Here is an 11,002-nt window from a genome sequence, read left to right on the forward strand (position 1 = left end):
CGTCGCGGGAGACGGTGGCCGCCGCGGGGGCATGCCGGGGACGCCGCGTCGGCGGTGCGACTCTCGGACGAAACGATCATTCGTTGGTCTTTCATGACGACGGTACCTCGGCTTGATGATTCAGGAATGGTGGACTGGCGATGACTCTTTCGAGCAATTCGCCAACGCGATAGTGGTTCGGTTGAGCGGCGTCCAAGATCGCTTCGACGAAGCAACGATCCTGGGGTCGCAGTTCGCGGCCGATCGCAAACGCCATCATACGACGGACAGCGGTTTCGGCGAGCGAGCGTTCTTCGGTCTTGGCGAGCAACTGGGCGAGTTCGGCGGAACCTTCGAACCGGCGACCACCAGGCAACTCACCCGACGCATCACCGCGGGCAGGATCACTTTCATCACGAAGCCGCCCGAGATGGTCATAGTCCTCTAACCCAAATCCGAGTGCGTCCATCACACGATGACAGGATGCACACCCCGGATCGGCTCGGTGCAGTTCGAGTTGTTCGCGGAGGGTGGCGTCGGCGGAGGCGGTTTTCGTTTCCTCCAAACTCGGAATTCCGGGCGGGGCTTCCGGGGGAGGCGTGCCGAGAATGTTCTCCAGGATCCATTTCCCACGTTGTACGGGGGAATTCCGTGTCGGGTAACTCGTCAACAGCAGCACACCGGCGTGCCCGAGGATGCCGCGTCGCGGTTGCCCCTGCAGGCTGACTCGCATCGGCTCTTGGTCAGTCGCCCCGGAAGGAACATCGAGACCGTACCATTTTGCCAGCGGGCGAGAGACAAACGTCGTGTCGCTGGTCAGCAACTCAGCGATCGGGCGGTTCTCTCGCAAAAGGTACAAGAACAACTGTTCGGTTTCTGCGGACAACATCGCCGGCGTGATCGGGAGCGTCTCGCCCGATTCCGAGTGGCCAGACGATCGCACCTTTGCGAACTCGTTGAGGTCGCGTTCGCTCAGATTGCCGAGCGCAAACCACTGCCGCGCGAACTGTTTTCCGAGAGAAGCCGACTTGGGATCGGCGAGCATTCGCCGGACATGCTTCAGTCGCTTTTTGGGATCAACGAGTTCGTTCCGTTTGGCTGCGTCGAGCAACTGCTCATCCGGCAAACTGCTCCACAGAAAGAACGACAATCGGCTGGCGAGCTGCGTTGACGAAAGCGGGATGTCTTCGCCCGAACTTGCCTTCTGACGAAGCTCCTCTGTTTCGGGGACTTCCACCCGGAACAGAAAACGCGGCGAAACCAGCACAGCCGAAATCGCCACGCGAATCGCCTCATAGTAGGAGTCGCCACGGTCGGTCATTTTCTTGACGACGTCGACATACGGCGTGATGTCCTCGTCGCTAACCTCACTACGAAACGCGCGACGCATCAACGGACGCAGGCAACTCCGCGCGGCCTTCTCGACTTCGACATATCGATCGCCGCGCCGCGACGGGACTCGGCCGAGCAACGCCTTCTGCCCAGGAGGCAGATCGCTGCGGGTGCGTGCACTCGGACCTTTGACCACGATACTGCGGTACCGCGTCGAAAGCTCCTGTTCGTCAATGTTGCGATCGGTCTGCAACGCCCCTGGATTGCCCGATCGGCTTTGTGCGATTGTTTCCTCGGTCAGATTCGCAACCGTGTCGTTGACCGCGACGTCTATTTTCCATTCGTCACGATCCTTCACGTTTTCCAACTCGGAGGACGTCACGTTGGTGGCCTGAAAAAACAAACGATGTTTCCCAGGATCGAGCGTGATGCGAGTCGCGTCGTAGTCATCACTGCCGCGTCCCTCGCGATATTCCAGCTCAATGATTGCACGCAGGATGCCTTCGTCGGAGTGCATCGTTGTGACCGTCTTGCCACGAGATTCGATTCGCGATGACCCGCGGACTTCGATGGTGTATTCGCCACGGACGGGAATTTCGACGTCGAACCATACGATCCCATCGGGCGCCACGTATCGTTGGCCGAACGCTCCCGTTCGGGTGTCGCCGATGACAAAAAGGTTTTCGCCGGCGTGTGTTTTGTCGATCTGAACGAGAGTGTCCGGATCAACGACGACCTGCGAGGTGATCTCGTCCGCCGCCGACAGGTATTTGTCCATCAACATCGTCGATAAAGACAACACGTCGGCGTTGTTGTCAAAACCGCCTCCCACTTCGTCGGAAGGAAATGTGTCGGCGGGACGAAGGTCAGCGCCAAACAGATCACGGATCGCGTTGTTGTACTCGGCCCGATTGAGCCGGCGTGCCGTTGTCCGGCCAGGCCGAGGACGCAGATCGCAGGTCGCGTGGTAAACAACCGCGTCGAGCAGATCGGCGAGCTTCCGACGCTCCTCGGATTCGGGCAGTTCCGCGTCTTCGGGCGGCATCGCAGCGAACCGGATCATGCTGATCACGTCCACAGCCAACTCGCTGTGGCTCTGGATGCCGGCGAGAGAGTGAAACGAACTCAGGTCAACTTCCGCCTCGGCATAATCTGAACTGTGACAATCCAGACAATAGGTTTCCAACAGCGGCCATCCGTGCTCGAGCCACTCTTGCGAGGCGATCTGAGTCGGAGATTGCTCTGACACATCTGCCGCGTTGGCTTTCACAAACTGACCAACTGAGACCCAAACGCAGACCGCAACGAGGCTGTACCCCCACCGTCGCCGAAGCAACCTAGCGGCGGGCGCGCGATGGGGCGGATACTCGGAGGCCGGCATAAGCAGTTCACCCGAGAAGGCGAGTTGGTAGGAAGGCGGGAGGGGCCGACAAGGAAGTCAGCGGGGGGAGCATCGGAGGGAGGTTTCCGCTCAGACAAGCATGGTCATTCACGCTTGCTGAACGTTTGCAATCCTACATGCCATCCGGTTCAGAGAGCCCTGCCAAGGGCAGTGTCGCCAATCGGCTGAACCGGATGGTGTGATCGGATCGAAATGCCACGAAACCGAGTGGCATCCCATTTCAAAGCTTATCGAAAGTCTCTACGTCGATGTCACGACGACATCGACACATTGAATCAGTCTGCCGAAGCAAATCAGTCTGCGGAAACCGCGTCGGCTGGGACGAGGATATCGCCCAAGTCATTATCGCCGGCTTTCAAGTCGACTTCGAACCGTTGGCGACGCCAATCGGTTTCTTTTCCGCCGACTTTGACTTCATCAAGCTTACCACCTTCGAAACGAACCGCGAAAGTGATTTCTTTTCCTGCGGGCAGTCCTTCAATCACGATGTTGCCATCTTCGTCACTAACGTCCGCGAACGGGTGTTCGAGAACAACAACGTAGGCTCGCATCCACGGGTGAATGTTGCAGTCAACTGGAATCGGCGCGGGCTCTTCTTCTTCGAGAGCGATTTCCTTTTCTTGTCCCGATGGGATCATCAGGTTCTGCGCGGTGTTCCGGATGAAGTTCAAGTTGGCGTTGTGGCCGACCGGATCGGGGTTGGTGATTTTCAACGTGTCGCCGGTTTGTGCGACAACAACGTGTGGCTCAAATCGGCACTCGTCGTTGGCGAGCACGTGGGTCTTGGTGCCTGGGCCGGTTTTTGGAAGGTCATCACCGCTCGATCGCGTGTAAACGTGAACGATAACGTTTTGAATTCCTTTGTTCGTTGGATTGATGATCAGCTTTTCATTCGGAATCACGTGCTTGCCGCAGAACTCGCGATCTTTGTTCGGATCGATGTTATCGACCGAAGGAGGCGTGCCGTCATAGACGAACCGCATTTTGAGAGTCGCATCTTGAGCAGGGGCGACGGCAGCTCCGCCGAGCAACGCTGACATGCAACACACGGTTGCGAGAACGCGACTCGATCGAACGAGAGGATTTTGAAACGCCAAGGGAAATTCTCCAGTTGTTGTGAGGCATTTGCCCCGTGACTCAGCCTGTCGCTTTTCAGAGAACAGGATTCATCAACGAGGTACAAACGGTTTCGAGATAGTCGGTCTGATTTTCTTTCGTTGACGACGGGTTGGCAGAAAGTTGCCAGCCGAACAATCGACAGCGAAGAATGGCCGGTACAGCCACCCTCATCGTACGCAGTTTACCAGGAGAAAACGGGCCCCGGGTAAAAGGCTAGCGGGGAGACATGTTACCGGGGGGACGGGATTCCGGGAAAACAGGGCTTTTCGGCCAACACGACTCGCTCGGCAGAGCGTCGTGATTCGGTCCAAAATCGGCCCGGTGAGGTGGGAAAGGGGGTTAGGCGGGATTATGGCGCACCTGGGCGGGCCAACGCTGGTCATTGTAGACGTTTGCAATAGAATGTCCAATCCGATTCTATCGACTCTCGACTCGCAGGATGTCTCCCATGCCACTGTACGAATATCAATGTGATCGCTGTCGTGAAACCAAGGAAATTCTCGTTCGGAATCCGAACGAACAACCGTCCTGCCCCGATTGCGGCAACGACCAAATCGAACGCCAATTAAGCGTTCCGGCCGCTCCCGCGATGGCAAATTCGCTGCCTGTCAGCGGTGGCAGAGCCGCGGAAGCATGCGACCAGCCACGCTGTTGCGGCGGCGGATGCCAAATTTAGGCAGCAAAAAGCCGGCCTATCCGGAAGAGACGGCTTAACCGGCAAAGTTTACCAGATTTGCTCAACCGTTCTGATCATCACGCCCGATACTCGTATTGGGCGTTTATTTTGCGCGGACGCTCTTGGCTCGCCCGATCGAGGCACGCCGCACTGCAATGGAATGGACCAGGTTGAATGAACTCTGCGATGAACCATCAATCCGATCAAAAACTCGTTTGGCGTGTATGGGGCCCCGGTGTCTGGCGATCCCTCTCGCGACCGGCGTTTCGACCTCAACCCGAGTTGCGATGCGCCGTGACGCTGGGAATCACGTTGTGCGTTGCCATTTCGGTCCCCAACGTTACCTCGGCCCAGGTCCGCACGAAGGCGCCCGATCGGGGCACCTACAATCCGAGCGGCGGCCCGTCGACTCCTCCTCCAGCACCGACAACGAGGGGATACCGTTCTTCGTCCGTTCCTGCGGTGACGGAGGAAACCTACGAAACAACCAATGATCTCGCGGGCGAAAACCAACTGGTCGAACCGGTCGTCCTCCAACCACTGCCCTCGCTCGCTCGTCGGGCCGGCGCACGGGTACATCCGGCATCCGGTGGCGACCAATCCGACGCGGCTGAAACGCGAGTCGCGACAAGTCCCAAACTGCGAGAGGTCCGCGATCCGCGGGCGATTCGATTGAGCCAGGTCGGCTCGGAAGACTCGGTCTCGCAGTCCACCGGACGTGTCGGCGGACCGCTCGTTCAAGCGGCGTCGTTCGAAAGGCCATCGGGCAACAACGACTCGACTCCGACGCTGCATTCACCACAAACCCGTCGGGTGATCGGCCGACAACTCAATCCAAACGGAACTCGCCCCCGTGTCACCACCCGGCAACGCGAGACATTAATCCATCAACCATTGACCGATGCCGTCCACGCCCAAGTAGTCGGGTCAGGTACCAGCGGTTGGACCGGAGAGCAGTGGGACGACAGTTACGTAGTCGCGTGCGACGGATGCGGAGGCGTCGGTTGCGATAGCTGCGACGGGTTGTACGGCGGTTGCGACGGATATTGTGACGACGGATGCGACAGTTGCGGACACTACGGTGGGCACAGCAACGCATCATTGTGCTTCGATCCGTGCAGATGGTTCGGCTCGGTTGAATTGCTGCTGCTGTTCCGTGACGGTGACTTGATCCCGTCTTTGGTCACCACCAGTCCAGCCGGAACCAGCGGTGACGTCGCCGGCGAACTGCCCGACGCAACCACACTTTTTGGTGGCGAGAATTTCTTCAAAGACATGACTGCCGGTGGACGCGTGACACTGGGAACGTGGTTGGACAACTGCCAAAGTCGCAGCCTCGTGTTTCGCGGATGGACGTCAACAGAATCCGATGACGCGTTTAGTGCTCGAGAGGAAATCAACAGCGGTGGCATCTTAGCCGTCCCGCTGACAACGGCAGACGCGGCCAACGCGGCACTGATCGCGTTCCCCGATTCGGATGAAGACTTTGGCCGCTTCGGATCGGTGAGTGCTTCGGCGAGCAGCAACGTGTTCGGCGGTGACATCTCTGTTCGCCAGTTTTGGACAGGCGGACTCGGCACCACGTTTGACATCTTTTATGGCTATCAATACATGCGGCTAGAGGAAGACCTGACATTGTCGACCTCGAGCACCAAAACGCAGGACCCGTTCCCAGACGCGATCGGTTCCAACTTGTCGACAACGGACATGTTCGAGGCACACAACGAATTTCATGGTGGCCAAATCGGCATGGCCGGTCGGTACCGCGAAGGTTGCTGGAGCTTCGATTGGCTCGGCAAACTCGGCTTCGGCCAAGTCCGTCGTTCCGCCGTCCGCCGCGGCAGTTCGGTCATCACGACCGACACGCCTCCGTCGAGCGTGCTCGACACCGGATTGCTGATCAACGACACCAACAGCGGTTCCTTCGAAAACAGCACGTTCGGTTGGGTCCCCGAATTTGACATGTCGATCGGTTGGCACAAATACCCACGCTTCGACGTCACCTTCGGATACAACATCATCGCGATGACGGATGCCGTTCGGTTGTCAGGCGTGATGGATCCGGTCAACACCAGCGACACGCCCCGCACCACGCTCGTCGACGACACGTTCTTCATGCAGGGCATCCACTTCGGAATCCGGCACGTCTACTAAGGCGTTTCCCAAAAAGATCTCGTGATGCGTCACGATCATGAATTACGGGTTGAGGCCGTATCGAAAATCGCCAAGACTTTTGGTGATTCACGGGCTCTTCCGTAGCTCTCGGCGAGTTTCGCTACCCAAAACTTTGCTGACGCACCGCTAACCGATGTCGCCAGACGATTCAGGAGTCTGAATTCAGCCGAATCCAGCTGTGTGGATCGGACAGGTCGAATTCCGAAATGCTCTCGACCAGACGTGTGCGGTCGGCGGACTCGGTACGGGCGACCACCTGCCGAGCGGCCCCGACGCCGTGATCTTCGGCGTTTTTTCGCGGAAACACGTCTTTCTGCGAAAACGATGGGCGGGGAACACATTTTGGCGTCTCGGATCCCGACTCGACGCGGCAAAACCGCCCGGAAAGTCAGTGGGTCTATTCTTCCTTCGTTGCTCTGCTATTAAAGTAAGCGTCGTTTCACGAATTTCGAACGCCAACTGAATAGATCGAGAGAAGAATGCCACAGGGGAGACTACTGATCACAGGAGCGACGGGAATGGTCGGCAGTTTGCTGATGGCCCGCGCACTCGAAGAAGGATACACGGTCCGCGCCATGGTCCGCCCGACCAGCAACCGGGCCGCGTTCGAAGGCCTCGATGTGGAACTTTTCGAGGCAGATCTCGCCGATCCCGAGTCCTTGCCGGCCGCACTCGAAGGAGTCGACTACGTGGTCAACACGGCCGCCCACGTCGGCGACTGGGGCCCGGCAGAGAAGTTTCGTGCGATCAATGTGGTTGCGTTGGAAGCGATGCTGATCGCCGCCCGCAAGTACGGCCAGCTCAAACGATGGGTCCAAATCAGTTCCCTCGGAGTCTACGCGGCAACCCATCACTACGGCACCGACGAAACCACACCGCCGGATCTGACCGGGTTGGATGGATACACCGCGACGAAAGCGGAAGCCGAAGTCCTCCTCAACAAAACGATCAAAGCAGATCAATTTCCCGCCACCATCATTCGGCCCGGCTTCATCTACGGTCCGGGGGATCGTCACGTCGTGCCGCGCATCATCGAACGGCTCGCAGCCGGACAAATGAAGTTGATTGGCGACGGCCAGAAGATGCTCAACAACACCTACGCCGGCAATCTCGTCGACGGGATCATGTTGGCTCTTGAGAAAGAGGAAGCGATCGGCGAAACGTTCAACATTCGCGACTCGCGTCTGGTATCTCGTGAAGAATTCGTCGGTGCGATCGCCGACTACATGGGGTTGCCGATGCCGAAGAAGGTGCCCGAGTGGCTGGCTCGCAGTGCCGTCGGCTTCATCGAAGGCTTCGCAAAACTGCGTGGAGCAACCGAAGCACCGCTGCTGACAAATGCTCGCATCAAGTTCCTGTGTCTCAACCTCGATTTCTCTATCGCAAAGGCACAGCAAAAACTCGGCTATGAGCCCAAAACGGATTTTCGCGACGGAATCAAAACAGCGTTGGACTGGGCGGCTAGCGAAGGCCTGATCAGTCCTGCGGCAAGTCGCAAGGCAGGTTAACTGCCATGCCTCCGATCGTTCAAAGGTCGCTCTTTGCGTTGTATTATCCGTACTGTGGGATGGTAGCCAGAATCCTACCCAACATTACGCTCGACGGTCTCAAGCTGCGCGTGCTGCCTGGCGTCTACAAGCCGCTCGATAGCGAACACCATCTAATCGATTTTATCGAAGCGGACAAACGAGTTTTGGACGTCGGTTGTGGATCCGGTGTCATCACGGTGTTTGCCGCTCTCAAAAGCAAACACGTCACCGCGATCGACATCAGCCCGCGAGCGATCGAGAACACGAGGCAGAATTGCCAGACGCACAACATCGAAAACGTAACGATCAAACAAAGCAACATGTATGCGGAAGTCGAGGACGAGCGTTTCGACTACATCATGAGTTACCCGCCTCTCTACGAAGGTGCTTTTGAATCTCAAGACCAGCAGTGGTGCACGTCGAATAACTTCGTTCAAGATCTCTTCAAAGGTGCCTCAGAACACCTTGAACCGGGCGGCAAGTTGATCGTCCTGCTGCCAAAGAATTTCCGCGTCTCACCGATGGAACTGAGCCAACAATACAAGCTCGAATTCGAATCGGCGGTCGCCCACCACAACCGTTCATTCGCGACGCGGTTGCACGGGTTGCCCTATCTTCATTTCAACATGAACAACCACGTGTTTACCTTCCGCCGTTTGCCATAACGGCACGCTCGATCAATACAGACGCCGCGGCGAAGCCCATGCAAACTCAACACACCGCATTGGCATCATGCCAGGCATTCATCGTTTGGATCGGATTCACGGTGGCATGGAACGTGCCTAACGTTCACGCGGATGATCCCGCCGCGGTCGTTCAAACAGCAGGCAAAACCACGGTTCCCCCGGCGCCCGAAGGGGCGACCATCAACACCGCATACCGAGTCAAGGTCAACGGACGCGATGTCCCCGTGTTCGCCGCAAAGGTCGCCTCGGAAAACGCGCAGATGCGTTGGAAGGCGATGGACGACAAACCAAACTCCGCAAAGTATTTCGACACAGCAGCTTTCGCTTCGTTCGACTTCTCCGGGGCAGTCACCGTGGAGGTGACCATCTCCGATTCGGTCACGTCTGCAAAGATCCTTCCGACTTCGGCAGGCGTTGAGCCCAACATTCAGGGGCAGACGGTTTCCTTCTCGCTCTCGTCCGCGTCGAAACTCACCATTGAAATCAACGGCGAAACCACGCGTTCTTTGCACCTGTTCGCGAACGACGTCGAAACCAACATTCCTGATCCGAATGATCCCAACGTAATCTACTTCGGTCCAGGCACGCACGAGGTCAGCCGCCTTGTCGTCCATGACAATCAAACACTCTACATCGCCGGCGGCGCAATCGTGCGAACGGTCGTCGATCCCGACGAGGCCTTCACCACTAACCCCGACACCGGTCTTCGCCGCTACGCCCCGTCGATTGAACTTCGCGGCAAGAACATCCATCTTCGCGGCCGTGGGGTGATCGACGCGAGTGCCTGCCCAACTCATGCTCGCGACCTGTTGCTCGTCAATGGATCTGATATCACCGTCTCGGGAGTGACCTTCCTCGATGCGAGCACATGGAACATGCCAATACGGCGATCGGATCGGGTTTGGGTTCACGACGTCAAGATGATTTCCTACCGCGCGAACTCCGACGGAATTGACATCTGCAACAGCCGTGACGTGACGGTCGAGGATTGTTTTCTCAGAACGCTCGACGATCTCGTTGTTATCAAAACCGACAAGGGGCAAGGCGTCGCCAACCGAATCCTGGTCAAGCGATGTGTGTTGTGGAATCAGGTTGCCCACGCACTCAGTATTGGCGCGGAAATTCGCGAGGACATCACCAACGTGCTGTTCGCCGATTGTGATGTGATTCACGACCGCGGCCGGGAGTGGACGTTGCGAATCTTTCACACCGACGCGGCAAAGGTCAGCGACGTGCAGTTCGAAAACATCCGGATCGAAGAGAGCGAGAAACTGATCTCGTTGTGGATTGGCCAATCGATGTGGAGTCGCGACGACGCTCGCGGACAAATCCAAAACGTCTTTTTCCGCGACATTGCAGCAACCGGCGTCCCGCTCGACATCGAGTTAACGTGCGACCTCGCCGAGCAAACTCTGGCTTCCGATCGAGACCGAATTGAAAACATCTTGTTTGAAAACGTGCTTCTCAACAGCACTCCGCTCTCGCGTAACCAGATCAACATCAGTCGATGCGTTGAGAATTTGATTGTAGAACCATAGCGACTACTTCGACGAGATCTTGAGTTGCTTCTCACGAACCGGGTCGGTGCTTTCGTACCAGGTCAGCCGGATGTAGAGACGGTTTTTCTTCTCGTCCTGGGATGCCGAAATTTTCAAATTGGCGAGCCCCTTGGGTTTGATCACCATTGTTCCGTCTTCGTCTTCGAGGACAATCTTCCCCTTGGCTATCCCGTCGTTGAGGGCTTGAAGCAGGGTTTGTACGGAATCGGAATCTTGCAAAGACTCGTGTCGAAATCGAGTGCTCTGTTTCACTCTTATTTTCCTTCGCGGTATTTGGAATCGATGAGTGCGTTGAGGGTTTGACGCGGCTCGAAAACCTTCATCTTGGGAAAGTCTGAACTGACGCCAAGGATGCGTCCAGCCGGTTCGATGATTGTGACCGAGGCACCCCGACCGTTCACGTTTTCAACACGACGCGTATGCCGGTCGAGACTCGTGTCGCACTCGAAATTGATTTGTGACCTGCGAAACGAAAGACGCTGCCCGTGGTGCAAATTGCGATGCCCGTGCAAAATTGCCGAGATTCCAGCCCGATGAACATTGCG

General features: G+C 57.2%; 9 protein-coding genes. 5 read left to right on the plus strand and 4 right to left on the minus strand.

Annotation, left to right across the window (positions count from 1 at the left end; all coding sequences use genetic code 11):
- Window positions 1–91: 91 nt before the first annotated feature.
- Both RSSM_RS15825 and RSSM_RS15830 read right to left on the minus strand, forming a co-directional pair.
- Window positions 92–2,560 (minus strand): DUF1592 domain-containing protein, encoded by a 2,469-nt coding sequence (locus RSSM_RS15825; protein WP_236621178.1) that lies wholly within the window; start codon window positions 2,558–2,560, stop codon window positions 92–94.
- Window positions 2,561–3,006: 446 nt separating this feature from the next.
- Window positions 3,007–3,753 carry a methylamine utilization protein gene (locus RSSM_RS15830; RefSeq protein ID WP_044302712.1) on the minus strand — a complete coding sequence of 249 codons (747 nt, stop codon included), beginning with the start codon at window positions 3,751–3,753 and terminating at the stop codon, window positions 3,007–3,009.
- 527 nt (window positions 3,754–4,280) lie between these two features.
- Here RSSM_RS15830 and RSSM_RS15835 point away from each other — a divergent pair.
- The 5 genes from RSSM_RS15835 (at window position 4,281) to RSSM_RS15860 (ending at window position 10,436) form a co-directional block, all read left to right on the plus strand.
- Window positions 4,281–4,508, plus strand: a complete 228-nt coding sequence (locus RSSM_RS15835) for an FmdB family zinc ribbon protein (RefSeq protein WP_008680677.1) — start codon at window positions 4,281–4,283, stop codon at window positions 4,506–4,508.
- Between the two features lie 186 nt (window positions 4,509–4,694).
- On the plus strand, window positions 4,695–6,662 hold the full coding sequence (locus tag RSSM_RS15840; protein ID WP_236621179.1) for a BBP7 family outer membrane beta-barrel protein: 1,968 nt from the start codon (window positions 4,695–4,697) through the stop codon (window positions 6,660–6,662).
- A 500-nt stretch (window positions 6,663–7,162) separates the two neighbouring features.
- On the plus strand, window positions 7,163–8,191 hold the full coding sequence (locus RSSM_RS15850) for an NAD-dependent epimerase/dehydratase family protein (RefSeq protein WP_081613802.1): 1,029 nt from the start codon (window positions 7,163–7,165) through the stop codon (window positions 8,189–8,191).
- Window positions 8,192–8,196: 5 nt separating this feature from the next.
- Window positions 8,197–8,877 carry a class I SAM-dependent methyltransferase gene (locus tag RSSM_RS15855; protein WP_008680694.1) on the plus strand — a complete coding sequence of 227 codons (681 nt, stop codon included), beginning with the start codon at window positions 8,197–8,199 and terminating at the stop codon, window positions 8,875–8,877.
- A 38-nt stretch (window positions 8,878–8,915) separates the two neighbouring features.
- Window positions 8,916–10,436, plus strand: a complete 1,521-nt coding sequence (locus RSSM_RS15860; protein ID WP_008680696.1) for a glycosyl hydrolase family 28 protein — start codon at window positions 8,916–8,918, stop codon at window positions 10,434–10,436.
- A 3-nt stretch (window positions 10,437–10,439) separates the two neighbouring features.
- Here the strand turns inward: RSSM_RS15860 and RSSM_RS15865 are convergent, their stop codons facing one another.
- Together RSSM_RS15865 and RSSM_RS33775 are read right to left on the minus strand one after the other, a co-directional pair.
- Complete coding sequence (locus RSSM_RS15865) at window positions 10,440–10,709, minus strand: amphi-Trp domain-containing protein (RefSeq protein WP_008680698.1); 270 nt, start codon at window positions 10,707–10,709, stop codon at window positions 10,440–10,442.
- A gap of 2 nt (window positions 10,710–10,711) precedes the next feature.
- Window positions 10,712–11,002 (minus strand): hypothetical protein (locus RSSM_RS33775; RefSeq protein WP_044302696.1); only part of this gene is annotated, 291 nt, incomplete at its 5' end.

Origin of the sequence: Aporhodopirellula sallentina SM41 (assembly GCF_000346505.1) — a bacterium.
In the GTDB taxonomy this organism is placed as follows: Bacteria; Planctomycetota; Planctomycetia; order Pirellulales; family Pirellulaceae; genus Rhodopirellula; species Rhodopirellula sallentina.

Excerpts from the sequence above, each read along its gene's own strand:
- RSSM_RS15830 (WP_044302712.1), bottom strand. The coding sequence starts at position 3,753 with ATGTCAGCGTTGCTCGGCGGAGCTGCCGTCGCCCCTGCTCAAGATGCG.
- RSSM_RS15835 (WP_008680677.1), top strand. The coding sequence starts at position 4,281 with ATGCCACTGTACGAATATCAATGTGATCGCTGTCGTGAAACCAAGGAA.
- RSSM_RS15840 (WP_236621179.1), top strand. The coding sequence starts at position 4,695 with ATGAACCATCAATCCGATCAAAAACTCGTTTGGCGTGTATGGGGCCCC.
- RSSM_RS15850 (WP_081613802.1), top strand. The coding sequence starts at position 7,163 with ATGCCACAGGGGAGACTACTGATCACAGGAGCGACGGGAATGGTCGGC.
- RSSM_RS15855 (WP_008680694.1), top strand. The coding sequence starts at position 8,197 with ATGCCTCCGATCGTTCAAAGGTCGCTCTTTGCGTTGTATTATCCGTAC.
- RSSM_RS15860 (WP_008680696.1), top strand. The coding sequence starts at position 8,916 with ATGCAAACTCAACACACCGCATTGGCATCATGCCAGGCATTCATCGTT.